Here is a 22104-nt window from a genome sequence, read left to right on the forward strand (position 1 = left end):
GTGACGGATCCGTACGGACGGGACCCGTCGTACGACGGGGGCTGATCGATCCGTCGTACGACAGGCCGACAGAACACAGCGCTCCGCCCCTCCTCGACCCGTCGAGGAGGGGCGGAGCGCGTTCAGGGACCGGCTCGGAGCCGCCCGTGCCCAGCCGGGCTCAGCGGCCGGCGAACTTCTCGCTCACCGCGTTGTAGACGCCCTTCGCCTCCGTGCCCAGCCTCGGACCGGCCAGCCAGCCGGCCGTCACCGGGCCGATGGAGGTGTTGGACACCAGCGTCGGCTTGCCGTCCTTGCCGGTGGCGACCCAGCCGCCACCGGACGAACCACCCGTCATCGAGCAGCCGATGCGGTGCATCGTCGGCTGGTCGGCCTTCACGGACAGCCGGCCCGGCTTGTCGGCGCACTGGAACATCTTCTGGCCGTCGTACGGCGGCGCCGCCGGGTAGCCGGTGGCCTCCATGCTCGCGATCTTCGGCGTGGCGGGGGCGTTGAACTCCACCGGCAGGGCCGTACCGACCGTCTCCTCCAGCGACTTGCCGTTGCCGCCCTTCTCCGGCGTCACATGGATGACGGCGAAGTCGTACGGCGCGCCCTGGCCACCGGTCGAGGCGCCCTCGGCGATCCACTGCTCGGACGTCTGCGCCCAGTCGCCCCACCACACACCGTAGGGAGCGACCTCCTTGCGGGACGCCTTCTCCAGCTCAGCGGTGGACATGCCGCTGTCGTTGTACGACGGGACGAACGCGATGTTGCGGTACCAGCCGCCGTTCTTGCCCGCGTGCACACAGTGGCCCGCCGTCCACACCAGGTTGGACTTGCCGGGGTTCGCGGGGTCCTTCACCACGGTCGCGGAGCACACCATGGGGCCCTTGGGCCCGTCGAAGAGCAGCTTGCCGGCCTCCGGCGCGGCCGTGTGGTACGGCGTCTTCACGGGCGTCGCCTCGACCCGGCGCGGAGTCGGGTCGGTCACGCCGTCGTCACCGGAGATGTCCTCCTCCTCGACCGGCGGCTGGTCCGGCTCCTCCGCCTCCCGCATCCGGTCCGGGTCCCACAGGTCCTCGATGATCGGGTTGACGAAGTCCTTGGCCTCACGCAGCCAGGTGTCCTTGTCCCAGTTCTTCCACTCGCCGTTCTTCCACTTGTCCAGATCGATCCCGTGCTCCTTGAGCCGGTCCTTCAGATCGTCCGGAATGGTGATCTTCCCGTCCGTGGTCTGGCCGGCGGACGCGGTGGGCGAGCCGCCCACGTTCTCCTCGGCCGGACCGCAGGCGGTGGCCGTCAGCGCCAACGCGGCGGCGACGGATGCCGCGGCGAGCAGCGGACGAATGGGTCGCATGTCGTGATCCCCCTGGGAACTTCGTGACCAACCACTTCAAAGAGCACTTCCGCGTGGCCGGCACCGGAGCGCGTCACCACCCTGGGCGCGGCGATACCGGAGTGCGGCAGCACCGGAGTGCGGCCCCCACTATGCCGGTGCCGTTGGGGACGGTGTGCGGCAGGTCCGCGGTTCCCCAGCGCAAGGATCTTCGAAATGCCCGTGATCAGCCGCAGATGCCGTCGTTGCTACGTACGGGGGACAGAAGGTCGACGGCCGGAACCCCTGTGCGGCGGAGCCGCCGTGGACCGATGTGCAACGCAACCGTTACGCGGGAGGACCCGAAGACGTGGCCGTGACCGAGACAGCCCCGACGGCGCCACCGACCGCCGCGCAGCACGAGGGAATCCTGCGCCGGCAGTCGCTGCGCGAATCGGCCGCCCGTACGTACGCCCGCGCGCTGCCCATCGTTCCCGTACGCGCGCGGGGGCTGACGATCGAAGGCGCCGACGGCCGACGCTACTTGGACTGCCTCTCCGGGGCCGGCTCCCTGGCGCTGGGCCACAACCACCCGGTGGTCCTGGAGGCCATCAAGAAGGTCATCGACTCCGAGGCGCCGCTGCACGTCCTCGACCTGGCCACGCCCGTCAAGGACGCCTTCGTCACGGAGCTGTTCGCGACGCTGCCCCGCCAACTCGCCGATGACGCCCGCGTCCAGTTCTGCGGGCCCGCCGGCACGGACGCGGTGGAGGCCGCGTTCACCCTGGTCCGGGCGGCGACGGGACGCGGCGGGCTGCTCGCCTTCAGCGGGGCCTACCACGGGATGACCGCCGGAGCCCTGGCCGCGTCGGGCGGCGCCACGGTCGGCGGCGTCACCCGGCTGCCGTACCCGCACTCCTACCGCTGCCCGTTCGGCGTCGGCGGCGAGCGCGGGGCCGAACTCGCCGCCCGCTGGACGGAGAGCCTCCTCGACGACCCCAAGGGCGGAGTCCCCGCCCCGGCCGGCCTGATCCTGGAACCGGTACAGGGCGAGGGCGGCGTGATCCCCGCCCCCGACGGCTGGATGCGCCGGATGCGGGAGATCACCGCGTCGCGTTCCGTCCCCTTCATCGCCGACGAGGTGCAGACCGGAGTCGGCCGCACCGGGGCGTTCTGGGCGGTCGAGCACAGCGGTGTCGTACCGGACGTGATGGTCCTGTCCAAGGCCATCGGCGGGTCCCTTCCCCTGGCCGTGGTCGTCTACCGCTCCGAGCTGGACTGCTGGCAGCCCGGGGCTCACGCCGGTACGTTCCGCGGCAACCAGCTCGCCATGGCGGCCGGCGCGGCCACCCTCGCGTACGTACGCGAGAACGGGCTCGCCGAACGCGCGGCGACCCTCGGCGCGCGCATGCTGGCCCGGCTCCGGGAGCTCGCCGCCACACAGCCTCGCGTCGGCGACGTACGGGGCCGGGGCCTGATGATCGGCGTCGAACTCGTCGCCCCTGACGGTGACACGGGCCCTGCGGCCCCGAGCCACGCGCCGCCGCCGCCCGCACCCGCCCTCGCCGCCGCCGTACGGCAGGAGTGCCTGGACCGGGGGCTCATCGTGGAGCTCGGCGGGCGTCATTCCGCCGTCGTACGACTCCTGCCCCCGCTGACGCTCACCGACGAGCAGGCCGAGGCCGTCCTCGAACGCTTCGCCGACGCGCTGGCCGCGGCCACGGCCGCGGAGGAGCGCGGGGAGGGGAGGGAGCGGACGGACCGCAGGGACCCCACGGACCGCATGGAACGCAGGAACCCCATGGACCCCAGGGACCGCATGGGGCGGACCTGACCGGCCCCGGACCTGACCGGCCCCGGACCGACCGATGCCCGGACCCCGTAGGCCGGCACCCCGAGGCCCACACCCGAGAGGCAGGAGCCCCGTGCCCCCACCCGACGCGAGCCCCGGCACCTCGCACCCCGTCGACCCCACCAACCCCTCCCATCCGTCCGGCGCCTCCCCTCCGCCCGGTACCGCTACGGAGGACACGCTGGACCTGCGTCTTCCCGGCGACTTCCTGGCCCGGCTCGGTCACCCGCCGGGCCGCCCCCCGTCAGGCGCCCCCTTACCTACGGGCCCGGCTGGCGGTGTGACGGCCGCCGGGTCCGATCTGCTCGACGGGCTCGCCGACTGGGGCCCGGTCTCCACCCCGGCCGGTGACTTCCGGCTCGTCCCGGTACGCGTCGAGCGCGACCTGGCCCTGATCACGTACTGGATGAACGACCCCGCTGTCGCGGCGGTCTGGGGCCTGGCGGGCCCCGAAGCCGTCACCGCCGCCCATCTGCGGGCCCGACTGGACGGCGACGGACGCAGCGTGCCGTGTCTCGGCGTCCTCGACGGCAGTCCCATGAGCTACGTGGAGGTCTACCGGGCCGATCTGGACCCGCTGGCCCGCCACTACCCGGCTCGCCCCCACGACACCGGCATCCGCCTTCTGATCGGCGGCGTCGCCGACCGGGGCCGGGGCATCGGCGGCGTCCTGCTCCGCGCCACGGCGGGTGTCGTCCTCGACCGGCGGCCTCGCTGCGGGCGGGTGGTCGGCGAACCGGACCTGCGGAACACCCCCTCGATCGCCGCCTTCCTGACCGCCGGTTTCCGGCTCCTCGCGGAGATCGAACTCCCCGGGAGGCAGGCGGCGCTCATGATCCGTGACCGGAGCATCGCGCACCTGCTGTGACCACCGGTACCGCCCCGCCCCGCGCCCACCGGCGGTCCCGGCCCGAGCCCGCCGTACAACTGCGGGATCACAGAGGCGACTTCAGGTCACTCGTACGAGTAAGCCGTACCGGACGAGATCGTCTGCTCCCATCTTCCGCCGCCCTGCCGTGTGCCCTCGGTGTGCCCTCGGTGTGTCCTCGGTGTGCGTGCGGTGCGACGGGTGCCCGACCGCCCTCGACAGGTCACCGTGATCGCGCGGCCGTGAACCGGATGTCAGTGGCGCCCCGTAGGGTGGACTGGCTATGACGAAGCCATCCCTCCCCGAGCTCCTCCACTCCGCCGTCAGTGCTGTCGGCGGTATGGAGAGGCCAGGCCAGGTCGCGATGGCCGAGGCCGTCGCCCAGGCCATCGACGACGGTTCCCATCTCCTGGTCCAGGCCGGCACAGGCACCGGTAAGTCCCTCGGCTACCTGGTGCCCGCGCTCGCGCACGGGGACCGTGTCGTGGTGGCCACGGCCACGCTCGCGCTCCAGCGTCAGCTGGTCGAGCGCGATCTTCCGCGGACGGTCGACGCGCTGCATCCACAGCTGCGCCGCCGCCCCGAGTTCGCGATGCTCAAGGGCCGCTCGAACTACCTGTGCCTGCACCGTCTCCATGAGGGCGTTCCGCAGGAAGAGGAGGACGGTCTCTTCGACCCGTTCGAGGCGGCCGCCCCCACCAGCAAGCTCGGCCAGGACCTGCTCCGGCTTCGGGACTGGTCCGACGAGACCGAGACCGGTGACCGCGACGACATGACACCCGGGGTCTCCGACCGGGCGTGGGCGCAGGTGTCCGTGTCGTCCCGCGAGTGCCTGGGCGCGACGAAGTGCGCGTACGGTGCGGAGTGTTTCGCCGAGGCGGCGCGTGAGCGTGCCAAGCTCGCCGATGTCGTCGTCACCAACCACGCCCTGCTGGCGATCGACGCGATCGAGGGTGCCCCGGTCCTCCCTCAGCACGAGGTACTGATCGTGGACGAGGCCCATGAACTGGTCTCCCGGGTCACCGGCGTCGCCACGGGCGAGCTCACCCCCGGGCAGGTGAACCGCGCGGTCCGCCGTGCGGCCAAGCTGGTGGACGAGAAGGTCGCCGATCAGCTCCAGACCGCCGCTGAGGGCTTCGAGCGGCTGATGGAGCTCGCGCTGCCGGGTCGCCTGGAGGAGATTCCCGAGGACCTCGGTTACGCGCTGATGGCGCTGCGGGACGCGGCCCGCGCGGTCATCTCCACGCTCGGCAACACCCGTGACCGGTCCGTCCAGGACGAGGACGCCGTCCGCAAGCAGGCCCTCGCCTCCGTCGAGAACGTCCATGCGGTGGCGGAGCGGATCACCATCGGCTCGGAGTACGACGTCGTCTGGTACGAGCGGCACGACCGCTTCGGCGCTTCCCTGAGGGTCGCTCCGCTCTCGGTGTCCGGGCTGCTGCGCGAGAAGCTGTTCGCCGACCGGTCGGTCGTCCTCACGTCCGCCACCCTGAAGCTGGGCGGTGACTTCAACGGTGTGGGGGCGTCGCTCGGTCTCGCCCCCGAGGGCGTCGAGGGTGAGGACGTCCCGGTGTGGAAGGGCATCGACGTCGGCTCGCCGTTCGACTACCCGAAGCAGGGCATTCTGTATGTCGCCCGGCATCTGGCCACGCCGGGCCGGGAGGGAAGCCGCGGCGACATGATGGAGGAGCTCGCCGAGCTGATCGACGCCGCCGGTGGGCGCACGCTCGGGCTGTTCTCGTCGATGCGGGCCGCCCAGGCGGCGGCCGAGGAGCTGCGGGGCAGGCTCGACAAGCCGCTCCTGCTCCAGGGCGAGGACACGCTCGGTGAGCTGATCAAGGCGTTCTCCGGTGATCCGGAGACCTGTCTGTTCGGGACCCTGTCGCTGTGGCAGGGCGTGGACGTGCCAGGGCCGAACTGCCAGCTGGTCGTCATGGACCGTATCCCGTTCCCGCGCCCCGACGACCCGCTGATGAGCGCCCGCCAGAAGGCGGTCGAGGAGGCCGGGGGGAACGGCTTCATGGCCGTCGCGGCGACGCACGCCGCGCTGCTCATGGCGCAGGGGGCGGGCCGGCTGGTGCGGGCCACGGGGGACCGTGGAGTGGTCGCCGTACTCGATCCGCGGCTGGCCAACGCCCGGTACGGCAGCTACCTGCGGGCGTCACTGCCCGACTTCTGGTACACGACGGACCGTCATCAGGTGCGCCGCTCGCTCGCCGCGATCGACGCCGCAGCGAAGGCCGGCAAGGACTGACCGCTCGGGGGCCGGCCTGGTCCCGGGCCCGCTGCGGCGACGGACCGGGCCGAGCCAGGCCAGCCCGACGGGCAGCGCGGTGCCCGTCGGCGCCCGTAGGGCCGTGGCGGGGGCACAGCAGGGCCCCGGGACCGGCGCAGGGGGTCCCGGGGCCCGGTCGGAGCCGGCGGGCGTGTCACACCCGCCGCAGTACGGCGACCACCTTGCCGAGGATGGTGGCCTCGTCACCAGGGATCGGCTGGTACGCCGCGTTGTGCGGCAGCAGCCAGACGTGGCCGTCCTCGCGCTTGAACCGCTTGACCGTGGCCTCACCGTCGAGCATCGCCGCCACGATGTCGCCGTTCTCGGCGACGGGCTGGCGCCGTACGGTCACCCAGTCGCCGTCGCAGATGGCCGCCTCGATCATCGAGTCGCCGACGACCTTGAGGACGAAGAGCTCACCGTCACCGACGAGCTGGCGGGGGAGGGGGAAGACATCCTCGACCGACTCCTCGGCGAGGATCGGCCCACCGGCGGCGATCCGGCCGACCAGCGGGACGTACGAGGCGGCCGGCTTGCCCGTGGTGTCCGTCGGCTGGGTGCTGGGCTGGTCGGAGCCCCGGACCTCGTACGCCCGGGGGCGGTGCGGGTCGCGGCGGAGGAAGCCCTTGCGCTCCAGCGCCATCAGCTGGTGGGCGACCGACGATGTGCTCGACAGGCCCACCGCCTGGCCGATCTCACGCATCGACGGTGGGTAGCCGCGCCGCTGCACGGAGTCGCGGATGACCTCGATGACCCGGCGCTGCCTGTCCGTGAGTCCGGAGCTGTCCGCCCGGATGCCGGGAGGTCGTCCAGGGAGCGAGCGCGTGGGCTTGGCGGGGCCCTCCGCGGTCGTGGTCACGTCGTTCATGGCGTGCACCGGCTCGAAACGCTGGGAGCGGTCCTGGCCAGTGATGGTGGCACTGTCTGCGGTGGTGGTCACGTCGGCCCCTCTCGAAATGGTCTCCCTGGCTGCACAACGGTAGTTGCTTTCGAAAGGTTGCGCCAAACACACGTTCGAGTGAAAAATTGCAGATTGGCTTACGTGTGCGTGTAGCTAGGTGTATGTGCGACCGCGGGGCTTCCCGGCGATTCCGGTCCTCACGGTAACCGTCGGCGTCGGCCGCCCCGTGTCCGGGTGGTGATCCCAGTCTGTCACCCGGTGCCCCGGAATTCGCGGCGCCGCGCCTTCCCGTAGGCTCGTGGCCGCTCGGTCGACGTGGCGGTGCGCGACACGCGCCATAAGCCGAATAAGCGGGCCAGACACCAGATCTAGTGGTTCCATGGTCCCCGCCGCCCACAAGTTGTGGTCCCCGTCCGACGGGGGTTCGGCGATCGCCTATGCTTGTGGCTGCTTCGAGGGGTCCGGAAGGGCCTGTCGAGGCTATTCAGTCGTGCTGTGAAGGAGGGTTGGGAGCCATGCACTGCCCCTTCTGCAGGCACCCCGACAGCCGGGTCGTCGACAGTCGGACCACCGATGACGGGACGTCCATCCGGCGCCGCCGCCAGTGCCCCGACTGCTCCCGTCGCTTCACGACGGTGGAGACCTGCTCGCTGATGGTGATCAAGCGCAGCGGGGTCACGGAGCCCTTCAGCCGCACCAAGGTCATCAACGGCGTGCGCAAGGCGTGCCAGGGGCGCCCCGTCACGGAGGACGCCCTCGCCCAGCTCGGCCAGCGGGTCGAGGAGGCGGTGCGTGCCACCGGGAGCGCCGAGCTGACCACGCATGACGTCGGGCTCGCCATACTCGGACCACTCCAGGAGCTGGACCTCGTCGCGTACCTGCGCTTCGCGTCCGTGTACCGGGCGTTCGACTCGCTCGAAGACTTCGAGGCCGCCATCGCGGAGCTCCGCGACCGGCGTCCTTCCGCTGAGGGAGGCGGGACCGGAGGGACCCCGGAGGTCCCCGTTCCCGCGGGTGCCGCCGACTGACCGACCGGTCCGGCGGCCGGCCGCCGAGCGGCCACAGACCTGCCATGGGTGCCGGGTATCGGCGCGCATGGCGACAGACAGAGACTGTGCCCTGGGAAGATCTGGGCACTTAAGGGTGTTTTTGCCCGTATATGGGAGGCGGCATGACAGAGACGACGAGCGGCCCGGCACGAGGGTCCCGCGCCAAGGGAGCCAAGGCGAGCAAGGGCCTGCGTATCGAGCGCATCCACACGACGCCCGGCGTGCACCCGTACGACGAGGTGGCCTGGGAGCGCCGTGACGTCGTCATGACCAACTGGCGCGACGGCTCGGTCAACTTCGAGCAGCGTGGCGTCGAGTTCCCCGACTTCTGGTCGGTGAACGCGGTCAACATCGTCACCAGCAAGTACTTCCGCGGTGCCGTCGGCACGCCGCAGCGCGAGACCGGCCTCAAGCAGCTGATCGACCGGATCGTGAAGACGTACCGGAAGGCCGGCGAGGACTACGGCTACTTCTCCTCGCCCGCCGACGCGGAGATCTTCGAGCACGAGCTCGCCTACGCCCTCCTGCACCAGATCTTCAGCTTCAACTCGCCGGTGTGGTTCAACGTCGGCACGCCGCAGCCCCAGCAGGTCTCCGCCTGCTTCATCCTGTCCGTCGACGACTCCATGGAGTCGATCCTCGACTGGTACAAGGAAGAGGGCATGATCTTCAAGGGCGGCTCCGGCGCCGGCCTGAACCTCTCCCGTATCCGCTCCTCCAAGGAGCTGCTCTCCTCCGGCGGCAACGCCTCCGGCCCGGTCTCCTTCATGCGCGGCGCCGACGCGTCAGCGGGAACCATCAAGTCCGGCGGCGCCACCCGCCGCGCCGCCAAGATGGTCATCCTCGACGTCGACCACCCCGACATCGAGGACTTCATCGAGACCAAGGTCAAGGAAGAGGAGAAGATCCGCGCCCTGCGCGACGCGGGCTTCGACATGGACCTGGGCGGCGACGACATCACGTCCGTCCAGTACCAGAACGCCAACAACTCGGTCCGGGTCAACGACGAGTTCATGAAGGCCGTCGAGAACGGCGACAAGTTCGGGCTGCGCGCCCGGATGACCGGCGAGGTCATCGAAGAGGTCGACGCCAAGAGCCTCTTCCGCAAGATGGCCGAGGCCGCCTGGGCCTGCGCCGACCCCGGCATCCAGTACGACGACACCATCAACCACTGGCACACCTGCCCCGAGTCCGGCCGCATCAACGGCTCGAACCCGTGCAGCGAGTACATGCACCTGGACAACACCTCGTGCAACCTGGCCTCGCTGAACCTGATGAAGTTCCTCAAGGACGACGGCGAGGGCAACCAGTCGTTCGAATCCGAGCGCTTCGCCAAGGTCGTCGAGCTCGTCATCACCGCGATGGACATCTCCATCTGCTTCGCGGACTTCCCGACCCAGAAGATCGGCGAGAACACCCGCGCCTTCCGCCAGCTCGGCATCGGCTACGCCAACCTCGGCGCCCTGCTGATGGCGACGGGCCACGCGTACGACTCCGACGGCGGCCGTGCGCTCGCCGGTGCCATCACCTCCCTGATGACCGGCACCTCCTACCGCCGCTCCGCCGAGCTGGCCGCGGTCGTCGGCGCGTACGACGGCTACGCCCGCAACGCCGACGCCCACAAGCGCGTCATGAAGCAGCACTCCGACGCCAACGCCACGGCCGTCCGCATGGACGACCTGGACACCCCGGTCTGGGCCGCCGCCACGGAGGCCTGGCAGGACGTGATCCGCCTCGGCGAGAAGAACGGCTTCCGCAACTCCCAGGCGTCCGTCATCGCCCCCACCGGCACCATCGGTCTGGCGATGTCCTGCGACACCACCGGCCTCGAGCCGGACCTCGCCCTGGTGAAGTTCAAGAAGCTCGTCGGCGGCGGCTCGATGCAGATCGTCAACGGCACGGTCCCGCAGGCGCTCCGCCGCCTCGGCTACCAGCCGGAGCAGATCGAGGCGATCGTCGCCCACATCTCCGAGCACGGCAACGTGATCGACGCCCCCGGTCTCAAGCACGAGCACTACGAGGTGTTCGACTGCGCCATGGGCGAGCGTTCCATCTCGGCGATGGGCCACGTCCGCATGATGGCGGCCATTCAGCCGTGGATCTCCGGTGCCCTCTCCAAGACGGTGAACCTGCCGGAGACGGCCACGGTCGAGGACGTCGAAGAGGTCTACTTCGAGGCGTGGAAGATGGGCGTCAAGGCGCTCGCCATCTACCGCGACAACTGCAAGGTCGGCCAGCCCCTCTCCGCCAAGAAGAAGGAGCAGGAGAAGGCTGAGGTCACCGAGAAGGCCGAGGAGACGATCCGCGCCGCGGTCGAGAAGGTCGTCGAGTACCGCCCCGTCCGCAAGCGCCTCCCCAAGGGCCGTCCCGGCATCACCACCTCCTTCACCGTCGGCGGTGCCGAGGGCTACATGACCGCCAACTCCTACCCGGACGACGGTCTCGGCGAGGTCTTCCTGAAGATGTCCAAGCAGGGTTCGACGCTCGCCGGCATGATGGACGCCTTCTCCATCGCCGTCTCGGTCGGCCTCCAGTACGGTGTCCCGCTGGAGACGTACGTCTCCAAGTTCACCAACATGCGCTTCGAGCCGGCCGGCATGACGGACGACCCGGACGTGCGGATGGCCCAGTCGATCGTCGACTACATCTTCCGCCGCCTGGCCCTCGACTTCCTGCCCTTCGAGACCCGCTCGGCGCTCGGCATCCACTCCGCCGAGGAGCGCCAGCGCCACCTGGAGACCGGCTCCTACGAGCCGACGGAGGACGAGGTGGACGTCGAAGGACTGGCCCAGTCCGCCCCGCGCCAGCAGGAGATCAAGGCCATCGTCCCGCCGAAGGCCGAAGTCCCGGCCCCCCAGCAGGCCCACACCTCCGCCGAACTCGTGGAGATGCAGCTCGGCATCAGCGCGGACGCTCCGCTCTGCTTCTCCTGCGGCACGAAGATGCAGCGCGCGGGCTCCTGCTACATCTGCGAGGGCTGCGGCTCGACGAGCGGCTGCAGCTGAGCACTGACGCGGCGAGCCCTCATGAGGGCGTGAAGCGTGGAAGGTGATGCGGCAGGCACCCCTCGGTGCCTGCCGCATCACCCTTTCTCAGGGGTGACGCGCACCCATCAGCGCGGTGAAGGACTGCGGATCGGTGTCGAAGCCGCGCAGGACGCTGCGGTAGGCCCACACGCCCGCGCCGTCGCGGGTGAACTCCACGATGGTCGCCGCCGTGGCGTCGGCGACCGCCCCGAAGTCATGGCTCTCCAGCTCCGTGTAGCCCTCCCGGACGGCGACCACCGTGTGGGGGATGTCCCCGAACGTGATCCGCCCGCCGCCCTGTTGTATCGCCACGCCCACCACCACGCGCGCGTAGGTGGCGGAAAGCCGGTTCAGCTCCAGCGTCATGGACTCGTCGACACCGAACCCCAGACCGGTGCGGCTGTCCCTGCTGAGGGTGATGGTGCCGTCCGGAGAGCGGCTGTCGAAGTGCACCAGGTAGACCGGCTCACCATAGGGCGCCTCCGCCGGGTAGACCGCCGCGATGATGTCGAGGTCGTGGTCGGGTGCGCCCGCCGGGCTGGGGTCCCACTTGAGCGTCACCTCGACCTTGCCTACCCCCTTGTTGAGACTGCTCACAGGTTCCCCTCTCTCGTACGGACTCGGCCAACTCGCGGTGGCCCCAAGCTCCTTGTCCATGGTGTCACGTACACCCATCCCACCCGGCGTCCATGGCGGACTCCCACCGCCCGGCGGGCGTCGCCGCGGTGTGGCCGGATGAAGCGGTCCGCCGTACAGGGGCCGTGGCCGCTGTCGGCCCCGTACGATGGCGCGGTGCTGGTCAAGTGGATTCGCTGCACCGTGGTCGACCGTCGGGGGTTCGAACGCGCGCAGCGGAAGTGGGCGGGGCTACTGGGTGAGCCGGGATTCCGGGGGCAGGGCGGCGGGTGGAGTCGGCTGCGGCCCGGCGTCGCCCATGTCTTCGCCTTCTGGGAGAGCCGGCCCTTCTACGATTCGTTCATGGCCCGCTCGCACGACCGGCTGGCCGCTGCGCAGTCCGGCACGTACAAGGACATGCAGGTCAAGCTGTTCGACCACCGTTTCGATGTGAAGACCGGCTTCGAGCCGCGGTTCACCGACGCCGACGTGGTCCGGGTCGCGCACAGCAGGATCCGCGAGGAGCGTGTCGAGCACTACGCGCTCATGCAGGAGAAGGTGTGGAATCCGGCGATGGCCGGTTCCCCGGGGATGCTGCGCGGGCTGTTCGGGGAAGCGCCGGGGAACGAGTTCCTGGTGCTGTCCATGTGGCGGTCCGCGGCCGAGCACGGCAAGTACCGGGCCGAACGCGTGGAGCGACTCGCCCTGCGCGCCCAGCTCGCGGCGGACGTCGCCGCGCTCACGGGCGACGTCGTTGACCTCGAAGCCGCCTGGACGGTCTGACCGGCCGCCGTACGACGGACGGCGCACCGCCCGGTACGCCGCTGGACTGCTCTCGGGTGGGCGTTCCACCCCGCGACCGGCCGGCCGCCTCACCGTGTCCGGCCGTGCCGTCTCTACCGCGTCCCGCCGCACAGCCGCTGCACCGCGTGAGCGCGTCACCCACCGCGTACGCCGGACGGCGTCCGGCGACCCGGCCGGCCGAGCCCGACCCGGGCCGCCGAACTAGTGTGTCGTGCCATGGCGCGACCCCGGCGAATCGTCCTCGTCCGGCACGGAGAGTCGGAGGGCAATCACGACGACACGGTGTACGAGCGGGTGCCCGACCATGCGCTGCGACTGACTGGGACGGGCCGCGGGCAGGCCGAGGCGACGGGCGAGCGGCTGCGCGGGCTGTTCGGCGACGAGCGGGTCAGTGTCTACATCTCGCCGTACCGGCGGACGCATGAGACGTTCCAGGCGTTCCGGCTGGACCCGGCGCTGGTACGGGTCAGGGAGGAGCCGCGGCTGCGCGAGCAGGACTGGGGGAACTGGCAGGACAGGGAGGACGTACGGCTCCAGAAGGCCTACCGCGACGCCTACGGGCACTTCTTCTACCGGTTCGCGCAGGGCGAGTCCGGCGCCGACGTCTACGACCGGGTGGGCGCCTTCCTCGAAAGCCTCCACCGCAGCTTCGAAGCCCCGGACCATCCGCCGAACGTGCTCCTGGTGACCCACGGCCTGACCATGCGGCTGTTCTGCATGCGCTGGTTCCACTGGACGGTCGCCGAATTCGAGTCCCTGTCCAACCCGCGCAACGGCGAGACCCGCACCCTGCGGCTCGGCGATGACGGGCGCTACACCCTGGACCAGCCGTTCGAGCGCTGGCGAACCCCCGAGCCGTACGGCACCACCGGATAGAGTGGAGTTGCGATGACCGCTGACTCCTCTCTCGACCGGCGCTTCGAACGCGCCCTGGCCAGCCTGCGCGGGCTGGCCGTGGGAGACGCCCTGGGCTCCCAGTTCTTCGTCCCCGCCAACTATCCGCTGCTGAAACGCCGCGAGCTGCCGCCCGGCACCTGGCAGTGGACCGACGACACCGAGATGGCCTGCTCCGTGCTGGCCGTGCTCGCCGAGCACGGCCGCGTCGACCAGGACGCACTCGCCCGCTCCTTCGCCGAGCACCACGACTTCGACCGGGGCTACGGCCCCGCCGTCAACCGGATGCTCCGACTGGTCCGGGAGGGCGGCGACTGGCGTGAACTCGCCGCCGGCCTCTTCCAGGGCCAGGGCTCCTGGGGCAACGGCGCGGCGATGCGGATCGCGCCGCTCGGCGCCTGGTACGCCGACGACCCCGAGCAGGCGACGCACCAGGCGGAGATCTCCTCGTACACCACGCACCAGCACCGGGAAGCGGTGGTGGGCTGCATGGCGGTCGCGGCCGCCGCCGCGCTGGTCGCCGACCCCGCAGGGCCCCCCAAGCCCGCCGACCTGCTCGACGGAGTCGTCGCGCTGGTGCCGCGCAGCGCCGTCGGCGCCGGACTGCGCAGGGCGCGCGACATGCTCGACTACGACGACGCCCAGACGGTCGCCGCCGTCCTCGGCTGCGGGCGGCGTACGAGCGCGCACGACACCGTGCCGTTCGCCCTGTGGTCCGCGGCGCGGGCGCTCGGGGACTACGAGCGGGTCTTCTGGACCACGGCGCAGGCGGGTGGCGACGTCGACACGACCTCCGCGATCGCGGGAGGCGTCGTCGCCGCGGGCCGCGTCGGCGCCCCTCCGGCGGCCTGGCTGGAGCGGACCGAGGACCTTCCCGGCTGGCTCCCCTCGGGTCCGGCCCGCTGACGCCGTTCCGCAGGGTCCCCAGTGCGGTCCCGTGCTGTGGTCCGTCCATGATCAGCCGGGTGCACCGTCGTGCGACCACCCTGGACCTGTGATTCCCGTCATGATCTTGGTTTTCGGAGGTACACGGGAACTCGGAGGTACACGGCAAAGGAGTCGGGAACCCGAGGACCGGTCGGCATCCGAGGACCGGTCGGCAACCCGGCGACCGGTCGGCAACCCGAGGACCGGTCGGGCACGCGAGGACCGGTTCGGAATCCAAAGACGCGCGGGAGATGGTCCACGGTGTCGTGCACGGGGCCACGGTCCCCAGGCCGTGTCCCGCCCCCGGCCGACGCCCGGCGGGCTCCGGCGAGTTCCCCGGAGGGCGGCAGGGGCGGCGGCCGGTCGCCGGCATGCCCACAGGCCGCCCGGGACACCCTTGACGCCGGTCGGCCGGGCTGCGGAGAGCGGCCCGGTGCACGGGAACGCAATCCGGGTGTCGCGGGAGGGGGCGGGCGGCGTAACCTGTCTGGCGCCATGCCGTACGAACAACCCACCCACACCGTCGAGCGCTCGATCAGAGCGACAACCGGTGCCAAGATCATTGCCGGTGTCGACGAGGTCGGACGCGGGGCGTGGGCCGGGCCCGTGACCGTCTGCGCCGCAGTCACCGGACTGCGCCGCGCACCGGACGGACTCACCGATTCCAAACTCCTCACCCCCAAGCGCCGCGGCGAGTTGGCGATCGTGCTGGAGAACTGGGTGACGGCGTACGCCCTGGGGCACGCCTCACCGCAGGAGATCGACGAGCTCGGCATGACGGCGGCGCTCCGGCTGGCCGCCGTCCGCGCCCTGGACGGCCTGCCGGTACGTCCGGACGCGGTCATCCTCGACGGCAAGCACGACTACCTGGGGCAGCCCTGGCGAGTGCGTACGGTGATCAAGGGTGACCAGTCCTGTATCGCGGTCGCGGCCGCCTCGGTTATCGCCAAGGTCCGACGGGACGCGATGATGGCCGAACTGGCGGTGGCGTCCGAGGAATACACACCCTTCGAGTTCGATGCCAACGCCGGCTATCCGTCGCCTGTGCACAAGGCGGCGCTCAAGCAGTGGGGCCCGACGCCATCCCACCGGATGACCTGGGCCTATCTGGACGCGCTGCCCCAGTGGCGGCATCTCAAGAAGGTCCGTCTCTCCCCGGAGGCGGCCGCGCTGGAAAGCGGGGGCCAGCTCGGTTTCGACTTCTGAACTGTCCGGCAGAGTCCGGCCGTACGGCACCGTCGTGCCTACACACCACCCGCCGGTGCCCTGCGCACCGAAGTTTGATAGACATCCCGTATGCCTCTCACCCCCGAGGAGCCTCAGATTCACGAGAGTGCCCAGGGTCCCCGCGCCACCCCGGCCGCAGGCCGTCCCGCGCCGACCCCCCGTCCCGTCCCCGGTCCGCGTTCCGCGGCCTCGCCGCGTCCCGGTCGCCCGGGCCCCGGCCCGGCCAGGCCCACGCCGCCGGCGCAGCGCCCGCACCCCGGTGCCGGGCAGTCCGCCTCCCGGCCGGAGAATCGTTCCGCGTCGCGGAGCCAACCGCAGATCCAGCTGATCCCCGCCCCTGCGGACGGCGCGCTCGACGCCGCCGAAGAGGCGGTCGACCTGCTGCTCGACACAGGCCGCCCGCCCGGCGACATCCTGGTCCTCACCACGGGCGAACCGCACCCGTGGGCGGCTCACGAGCTGTCCTTCGGCGACGCCGCGTACTGGGCGCAGCACGACGCGGGCGAGGACGTGTTCTTCGCGGACGCCGCCGCCGTGGACCGCGCGTCCGCGCGACCCGTCGTCGTCGTCGCGGTCAACGGCGGTGACGACGACGCCGCTGCCCGTGTGCTGCCCTCCGCTCTGACCCGCGCGAGCGCCCTGCTCATCGTCTGCGGCGATCCGCAGCGGATCAACGCCGTGCTCGGAACGGGCGTCTGAGCGAGCTGAGGCCGGCCGCGGCCGACGGCGTCACCCGACGCGAGAGGTTCGCGGGATGCCCGACGGGTCCTCGGGCGGTACGTCTGCGGTGGCGCGTCTGCGGTAGTACGTCTGCGGTGGCGCGTCCCGGTGGCGCGTCGCCCGTGGCGTCCGGTGGCGCGCCCGAAGTGGCGTCCCCCCGGCAGTCCGAGAGAGCGTCCCAAGAGGGCGTCCGAAGGGATGCCCTCGTCCGGTAGCGCTGTTCCCGCGCGGCAGCGGCGACGCCGGAGAGAGGGCCGACTCGCGTGCCCCGACGCGCGTCCCCTGGACGCGGGTCCGGGGCGGCGGCCGGTGCCGGCTGTCCCGTGCCGGCTGTCCCGTGCCGGGCGTGGGCGTCCCCGCTGTGTACTGGCACACCGATGCTTTCGGACACCCCGATGTGTTCAGGCGCCCCGATGCGTACGGACACGCCGGGTGCTCGGTACCCGGGGTGCCCGTCGGCTCAGCGGGCGGCCGTGCGGCGCAGCGGCTCAGTCGCACCGCTCGCCGTACGGGGCCCGGACGATCCACCGCCGGCCATGCTGTCCGCGAGGCCCGCGAGATCCTCGGGCGGTGATCCCGCGTGCGGCCGCCGCCCGCCCCTTCCGTCGCCCAGCACCTGCCAGCCGCCGCCGGTCAGGGTGATGTACGCGCCGCAGCGCAGCCCGTGCAGTGTGCAGGCGTCCCGCAGCCCCCACATCCACGCCCCGTCCTCCTCCGTCCACCGCTCGTCGCCGTCGCGGCAGTAGAGCAGGACGGCCGTGCGCACCGGGGTGCGGCGCCGCAGGTCATGTGGGATGACCCGGCGCAGATGCGCCAGCAGGGCGTTGCGGAACTCCCAGCCGTCCGGGGGTGCCTGGCGACGTGTGAACGAAGCGCTGGCGGCGAGTCGTTCCTCGTGGTCGAGCACGGCGATGACGGCCGTCGCGGGAGTCGGCCGGTGACGTGCGTGCAGTCCGTTGACGACATCGCGTGGGTTGCCCAGGAGCGGAATCCCGGCCGCCGCCCATTCGGCCGGTTCGAGCATTCGGGCGAGCCGACTCGTGGAATCGGCATGGGCGATGGTCGCTGTCGCTGCGGACGGAGCGAATCCGAAGGTCATGGTCCTCCCTTCGCATACGCGCCCACAGAGCGGGCAGAGTCGGGTGAGCCGCACCACGGCACAGCCCTTCCGGACCGCGAACAGGCCGAGCGGCGGGGCGGATTCCAATTCTTGCGGGCATCATGGGTGAGCGGCAACGAGCAAATGGGGCCGCTGCCTGGAATGAGTTGGTATGCCACTCATATCCTGCCCAGTGGTTTCGCGGATGACTCTTCTGCTCACCCTTGAACGGCAAGGACCAGCGGAAACACCCCCTTCGCCCCGGCCCTGCGCAGCAGTCGCGCGGCGACCGCCAGCGTCCAGCCGGAGTCCGAGAGGTCGTCGACCAACAGCACGGGCCCGCCGTCCACCGAGGCCAACTCATCGGCGAGAACGGCCGGAACCACGAGGGCCCTGTGCAGACCGCTCACCCGCTGTGCGCTGTTGGTCCGGGAGATCCGCTCATGCTCAGCCTCCGGCGCGTACGTGACGGAGCCGAGCAACGGCATCCGGCCCACTTCGGCGATACGGCGCCCGAGGGAGCCGACCAGTTCCGGGCGGCCGCGCGAGGCGACCGTGACGACCCCCGCCGGGCGTGGCGGAGCGTCGGGCGCACCCGACGCCCAACCGCCCGGGCCCTTCGCCCAGTCGGCCAACACGCGCACCACGGCGTCCAGTACGTCGTCGGGTACGGGGCCGTCCGGCGCCCGCTCCGCCAGCAGCGGACGCAGCCGGTTGCCCCAGCCGATGTCGGAGAGCCGGCCCAGCGCCCGGCCGGGGAACGCCTGCTCCCCGGCCGGAATGCGCCCCTTCAGATCGATCCCCACGGCGGGGAGCCCGGTGGGCCACATCTTGCGGGGCTCGACCTCCACACCGGGCCGGCCGAGTTCGCCGCGTGCCGCGTCGAGGGCGGCACCGGACACCTTGATGTCGAAACGGGGCCCCGCGCAGTTGTCGCAACGGCCGCACGGCGCGGCCGCCTCGTCGTCCAGCCGCTGGCGCAGGAACTCCATGCGGCAGCCCGCCGTCGCGACGTAGTCGCGCATCGCCTGCTGCTCGGCCCGGCGCTGGCGGGCCACCCACGCGTAACGCTCCGAGTCGTACGACCAGGGCTGTCCCGTGGACGTCCAGCCGCCCTTCACCCGCCGTACCGCTCCGTCCACGTCCAGGACCTTGAGCATCGCCTCCAGCCGGGTACGGCGCAGATCGACCAGCGGTTCCAGCGCGGGCAGCGACAGCGGCCGGCCCGCGTGCGCCAGGGCGTCCAGCGTCCGGCGCACCTGCTCCTCCGGTGGGAAGGCCACCGAGGCGAAGTACTCCCAGATCGCCTCGTCCTCCTTGCCGGGCAGCAGCAGCACCTCGGCGTGGTCCACGCCACGGCCGGCGCGGCCGACCTGCTGGTAGTAGGCGATGGGGGAGGAGGGGGAACCCAGATGCACGACGAAGCCCAGATCCGGTTTGTCGAACCCCATGCCGAGCGCGGACGTCGCCACCAGGGCCTTGACCCTGTTGGCCAGCAGATCCTCCTCCGCCTGCTGCCGGTCGGCGTTCTCCGTGCGGCCCGTGTACGACGCGACCGTGTGACCGCACTGGCGCAGGAACGCCGTGACCTCCTCGGCCGCGGCGACGGTGAGTGTGTAGATGATCCCGGAGCCCGGCAGTTCACCGAGGTGGTCGGCGAGCCAGGCCAGCCGGTGAGCGGCGTCGGGAAGGCGCAGCACGCCCAGACTGAGACTCTCCCTGTCCAGGGGGCCACGCAGGACGAGGGCGTCGCCGTCCCCTCCCGTGCCGAGCTGCTCCGCGACGTCCGCCGTCACGCGCGCGTTGGCCGTGGCGGTCGTCGCCAGGACGGGGACGCCCGGGGGGAGCTCAGCCAGCATCGTGCGAAGCCGCCGGTAGTCGGGCCGGAAGTCGTGGCCCCAGTCGGAGATGCAGTGCGCCTCGTCCACGACGAGCAGACCGGTGGCCGCCGCGAGCCGAGGGAGTACCTGGTCGCGGAAGTCCGGGTTGTTGAGGCGCTCAGGGCTGACCAGCAGGACGTCCACCGCGCCGTCGGCCACCTCCCGCTGAACGGTCTCCCACTCCTCCGGGTTCGAGGAGTTGATCGTCCGAGCGTGGATACCCGCCCGCGCGGCGGCCTCCACCTGGTTGCGCATGAGCGCGAGCAGGGGCGAGACGATCACGGTCGGCCCGCCGCCGCGCCGGCGCAGCAAGGCGGTCGCGACGAAGTACACCGCGGATTTGCCCCAGCCCGTTCGCTGGACGACCAGCGCCCGGCGCTTGTGCGCGACCAGCGCCTCGATCGCACGCCACTGGTCCTCACGCAGCCGTACCGGGCCACGGCCGCCTCCGCCCTCGTCACCCTCGCCGCCTCTGCCGGTGGCGCCCGGGTGGCCGGGATCGCCGACGAGCCGGGCGAGCACGGCGTCGGCGGCCTCGCGGAGCGTGTCCGGTCCTGCGTCGCTGGTGAACTCCATGCCCCCCATGCAACAGCACGGGTCTGACATCCGGCGAACCGGCGAACCGGCGAAGCCCGAGATATCGGCGGAGCGAGGGTAGGGCAACCCCCACCGGCGGAAAAGCCCTGTGGACGACGTTATCCACAGGGGTCGACGGCTCGGGCGGACCACGAGACCGTCGTGACCATGAACCCCTTTCACCACAGCAGCGGACACAACGGACCCACCGAGCCGACGGGCGTCACCGAGCCGACCGGCGTCACCGAGCCGACGAGGGTCACCGAGCCGACCGGCGTCACTGGACCCGCCGGATCCTCCGAACCCGCTGGATCCTCCGAACCCGCCGGATCCTCCGAACCCGCTGGATCCTCCGAACCCGCCGGACCGAACGGACCCGGCGGGCCGAGGGGCGCCACACCCGGGATCGCGCCCGTCGGCCAGCCGCAGATCACCCTTCGCGGCCCGGCGGAACTCGCCGACGCCCTGCCGTACATGCTGGGCTTCCACCCCACTGATTCGGTGGTGATGGTCGCGCTCCACGGCGACCGGGGCCGCTTCGGCGGTCGGCTGAGGCTGGGCATTCCGCGCTCGCCCCGTGAATGGCCGTCCGTCGCCGAGCAACTGGCGGAGTGCCTGATCGAGGGCAGCGAACGGCGCGGCGCACGCCCGGACGGCATCGTCGTCTTCCTCTGCCAGGACCCGGCCGAAGGGGAATCCGCCCGGCAGGTGATGGAACGGCTGCGCCCCTTGGCGCAACGGCTGCGCACCGCCTGCGGAGCACTGGACGTCCCCGTGTACGAGGCGCTCTGCGTATCCGGTGGCCGCTTCTGGTCCTACTGCTGTCCCGACCCCGTGTGCTGCCCCTCGGACGGCAGGGAACTCGTCCCGCCCGGTACGTCGGTGATGGCCGCGGCCGCCGCGTACGCCGGCGTCCATGTACGCGGCTCGCTGAAGGAGATGGAGCGGCGGCTCCGGCCGGCGGCAGCACTGATCGGGGACGAACAGTCGCGGGCGATGGAACAGCAGGCACGTTCACTGGACATGGCCGGCGCCGCGCTGACTCCCCGGATCCTGGACGCGCAAGACCGCGAGCGGGTGCGCGACGACACGATCCGGCTGGCCCGCGAACTCACCCGACGACTCGCGCGGAGCGTCCCGGCAGCCGACCACGCGGCCGCCGACGCCCAGGACGACGGACTGATCGGGGACGATGAGGCCGCCGCGGTCATCATCGGCCTTCAGGACCGGGACACGCGGGACCGCGCGGCGGAGTGGATGGAAGGCCCGGAGGCCGAGCCCGCCCTCCGGCTCTGGCGCGCCCTCGCCCGGCGCTGTGTCGGCCCCTACGTCGAGCACGCCGCCGCACCGCTGACTCTCGCCGGATGGGTGGCCTGGTCGACGGGCGACGAGCCGAGCGCCCGCGTGGCGCTCGGTCTCGCACTGGACGCGGACCCCGAGTACGTCTTCGCCAGGCTCCTGCACCAGGCCTGCAACGACGGCCTCGACCCCGAGTCGCTGCGACAGTGCCTGCGCCAGGAACGCGGTACCCGCGCGGCGTCCCGCGAGCCGTGCGGGAGGCCGCCGACAGAGGAGCACCGCGGTGACCGGGCGGATGCGGTCTGCCGTACCGAGCAGGACCGGGAGGAAGGCCCGCAGGGCGGGGCGGCGCGGAACGAGCGCGACCACGGAGCTGACGGACAGGGCCGCCCCGATCACGCCGACCGCCCCGGCGGCGCCCGCTGTCCCGAACGCTCCGGAAGTGCGACCTGCGCCGACCGCCCCGGTCGCGTCGCCTGGGGTCGCCACCCGGAGTGCGACGGCCGCACCGGTTCCTCCCGCCTCGGCGGAACGCCCCGAGGGGTCCGGTCGCCGGACGGGGGCCAAGGCACGACCCCGGGGCACCGGCCCGCGCGGCGGGCCCCGCGAGAGCGGAAACGGCCGATGACGGGCGTGACCAGTGCGCCGGTGCCGCCGTTCACGTCAGTGGCGGAGTCGCACGACCCGTGCCGCCGTACCTCCAGCGGCTGTCCGGAGCGCACAGAAGGCTCAGCAGACCATCCATGGATCGCACCTTTCCGTCCCGGCCCTCCCCAAGGCCCCCGGGCCCGCCCC

Annotated in this window: 15 protein-coding genes and 1 pseudogene; 11 read left to right on the forward strand and 5 right to left on the reverse strand. The window is 71.7% G+C overall.

What is annotated here, in order from left to right; all coding sequences use genetic code 11:
• Positions 1-160 precede the first annotated feature (160 nt).
• Positions 161-1339, reverse strand: a complete 1179-nt coding sequence (locus tag ACGF5U_RS24745; protein WP_392713282.1) for a trypsin-like serine peptidase — start codon at positions 1337-1339, stop codon at positions 161-163.
• Positions 1340-1667: 328 nt separating this feature from the next.
• Here ACGF5U_RS24745 and ACGF5U_RS24750 point away from each other — a divergent pair, with 328 nt between their 5' ends.
• The 3 genes from ACGF5U_RS24750 to ACGF5U_RS24760 all read left to right on the forward strand — a co-directional run bounded on the left by ACGF5U_RS24750 (position 1668) and on the right by ACGF5U_RS24760 (position 6271).
• On the forward strand, positions 1668-3131 hold the full coding sequence (locus ACGF5U_RS24750) for a diaminobutyrate--2-oxoglutarate transaminase family protein (RefSeq protein WP_392713283.1): 1464 nt from the start codon (positions 1668-1670) through the stop codon (positions 3129-3131).
• A gap of 34 nt (positions 3132-3165) precedes the next feature.
• Positions 3166-4017 (forward strand): GNAT family N-acetyltransferase, encoded by an 852-nt coding sequence (locus ACGF5U_RS24755; RefSeq protein WP_392818906.1) that lies wholly within the window; start codon positions 3166-3168, stop codon positions 4015-4017.
• 283 nt (positions 4018-4300) lie between these two features.
• Complete coding sequence (locus tag ACGF5U_RS24760; RefSeq protein ID WP_392713285.1) at positions 4301-6271, forward strand: ATP-dependent DNA helicase; 1971 nt, start codon at positions 4301-4303, stop codon at positions 6269-6271.
• A 175-nt stretch (positions 6272-6446) separates the two neighbouring features.
• Here ACGF5U_RS24760 and lexA read toward each other — a convergent pair whose 3' ends face one another.
• Positions 6447-7232 carry a transcriptional repressor LexA gene (gene lexA / locus ACGF5U_RS24765; protein WP_392713286.1) on the reverse strand — a complete coding sequence of 262 codons (786 nt, stop codon included), beginning with the start codon at positions 7230-7232 and terminating at the stop codon, positions 6447-6449.
• Between the two features lie 476 nt (positions 7233-7708).
• On the opposite strand from lexA, the gene nrdR reads away from it, so the two are divergent.
• Positions 7709-8221: a transcriptional regulator NrdR gene (gene nrdR, locus ACGF5U_RS24770; RefSeq protein ID WP_392713287.1), complete on the forward strand. Its 513-nt coding sequence runs from the start codon at positions 7709-7711 to the stop codon at positions 8219-8221.
• Between the two features lie 143 nt (positions 8222-8364).
• Positions 8365-11247: a vitamin B12-dependent ribonucleotide reductase gene (locus ACGF5U_RS24775; protein ID WP_392713288.1), complete on the forward strand. Its 2883-nt coding sequence runs from the start codon at positions 8365-8367 to the stop codon at positions 11245-11247.
• Between the two features lie 87 nt (positions 11248-11334).
• Here the strand turns inward: ACGF5U_RS24775 and ACGF5U_RS24780 are convergent, their stop codons facing one another.
• A complete protein-coding gene (locus ACGF5U_RS24780) occupies positions 11335-11865 on the reverse strand; it encodes a TerD family protein (protein ID WP_392713290.1) in 531 nt (176 codons plus the stop codon).
• Positions 11866-12060: 195 nt separating this feature from the next.
• Here ACGF5U_RS24780 and ACGF5U_RS24785 point away from each other — a divergent pair, with 195 nt between their 5' ends.
• The 5 genes from ACGF5U_RS24785 to ACGF5U_RS24805 all read left to right on the forward strand — a co-directional run bounded on the left by ACGF5U_RS24785 (position 12061) and on the right by ACGF5U_RS24805 (position 16434).
• The gene (locus ACGF5U_RS24785) at positions 12061-12666 is read left to right on the forward strand and encodes a YdbC family protein (protein WP_392713292.1); all 606 of its coding nucleotides are present in this window, start codon (positions 12061-12063) and stop codon (positions 12664-12666) included.
• Positions 12667-12903: 237 nt separating this feature from the next.
• Positions 12904-13563 (forward strand): histidine phosphatase family protein, encoded by a 660-nt coding sequence (locus ACGF5U_RS24790; protein ID WP_392713293.1) that lies wholly within the window; start codon positions 12904-12906, stop codon positions 13561-13563.
• Positions 13564-13575: 12 nt separating this feature from the next.
• Positions 13576-14487 carry an ADP-ribosylglycohydrolase family protein gene (locus ACGF5U_RS24795; RefSeq protein ID WP_392713295.1) on the forward strand — a complete coding sequence of 304 codons (912 nt, stop codon included), beginning with the start codon at positions 13576-13578 and terminating at the stop codon, positions 14485-14487.
• 516 nt (positions 14488-15003) lie between these two features.
• Positions 15004-15714: a ribonuclease HII gene (locus ACGF5U_RS24800; protein ID WP_392713296.1), complete on the forward strand. Its 711-nt coding sequence runs from the start codon at positions 15004-15006 to the stop codon at positions 15712-15714.
• 90 nt (positions 15715-15804) lie between these two features.
• Entirely contained in the window at positions 15805-16434 is a 630-nt protein-coding gene (locus ACGF5U_RS24805; RefSeq protein ID WP_392713298.1) for a hypothetical protein, read from the forward strand.
• Positions 16435-16915: 481 nt separating this feature from the next.
• Here ACGF5U_RS24805 and ACGF5U_RS24810 read toward each other — a convergent pair whose 3' ends face one another.
• Positions 16916-17554 carry a hypothetical protein gene (locus tag ACGF5U_RS24810; RefSeq protein WP_392713299.1) on the reverse strand — a complete coding sequence of 213 codons (639 nt, stop codon included), beginning with the start codon at positions 17552-17554 and terminating at the stop codon, positions 16916-16918.
• A 218-nt stretch (positions 17555-17772) separates the two neighbouring features.
• Positions 17773-20010: a RecQ family ATP-dependent DNA helicase gene (locus ACGF5U_RS24815; RefSeq protein ID WP_392713300.1), complete on the reverse strand. Its 2238-nt coding sequence runs from the start codon at positions 20008-20010 to the stop codon at positions 17773-17775.
• A 405-nt stretch (positions 20011-20415) separates the two neighbouring features.
• Here ACGF5U_RS24815 and ACGF5U_RS24820 point away from each other — a divergent pair.
• A pseudogene (locus ACGF5U_RS24820) lies at positions 20416-21726 on the forward strand (DUF4192 domain-containing protein); the annotation flags it as partial.
• Positions 21727-22104: the final 378 nt, after the last annotated feature.

Source organism: Streptomyces sp. NPDC047886 (genome assembly GCF_043204435.1).
Lineage (GTDB): Bacteria > Actinomycetota > Actinomycetes > Streptomycetales > Streptomycetaceae > Streptomyces.

Excerpts from the sequence above, each read along its gene's own strand:
- ACGF5U_RS24745 (WP_392713282.1), bottom strand. The coding sequence starts at position 1,339 with ATGCGACCCATTCGTCCGCTGCTCGCCGCGGCATCCGTCGCCGCCGCG.
- ACGF5U_RS24755 (WP_392818906.1), top strand. The coding sequence starts at position 3,166 with ATGCCCGGACCCCGTAGGCCGGCACCCCGAGGCCCACACCCGAGAGGC.
- ACGF5U_RS24760 (WP_392713285.1), top strand. The coding sequence starts at position 4,301 with ATGACGAAGCCATCCCTCCCCGAGCTCCTCCACTCCGCCGTCAGTGCT.
- nrdR (WP_392713287.1), top strand. The coding sequence starts at position 7,709 with ATGCACTGCCCCTTCTGCAGGCACCCCGACAGCCGGGTCGTCGACAGT.
- ACGF5U_RS24775 (WP_392713288.1), top strand. The coding sequence starts at position 8,365 with ATGACAGAGACGACGAGCGGCCCGGCACGAGGGTCCCGCGCCAAGGGA.
- ACGF5U_RS24790 (WP_392713293.1), top strand. The coding sequence starts at position 12,904 with ATGGCGCGACCCCGGCGAATCGTCCTCGTCCGGCACGGAGAGTCGGAG.
- ACGF5U_RS24795 (WP_392713295.1), top strand. The coding sequence starts at position 13,576 with ATGACCGCTGACTCCTCTCTCGACCGGCGCTTCGAACGCGCCCTGGCC.
- ACGF5U_RS24800 (WP_392713296.1), top strand. The coding sequence starts at position 15,004 with ATGCCGTACGAACAACCCACCCACACCGTCGAGCGCTCGATCAGAGCG.
- ACGF5U_RS24805 (WP_392713298.1), top strand. The coding sequence starts at position 15,805 with ATGCCTCTCACCCCCGAGGAGCCTCAGATTCACGAGAGTGCCCAGGGT.
- ACGF5U_RS24810 (WP_392713299.1), bottom strand. The coding sequence starts at position 17,554 with ATGACCTTCGGATTCGCTCCGTCCGCAGCGACAGCGACCATCGCCCAT.
- ACGF5U_RS24815 (WP_392713300.1), bottom strand. The coding sequence starts at position 20,010 with ATGGAGTTCACCAGCGACGCAGGACCGGACACGCTCCGCGAGGCCGCC.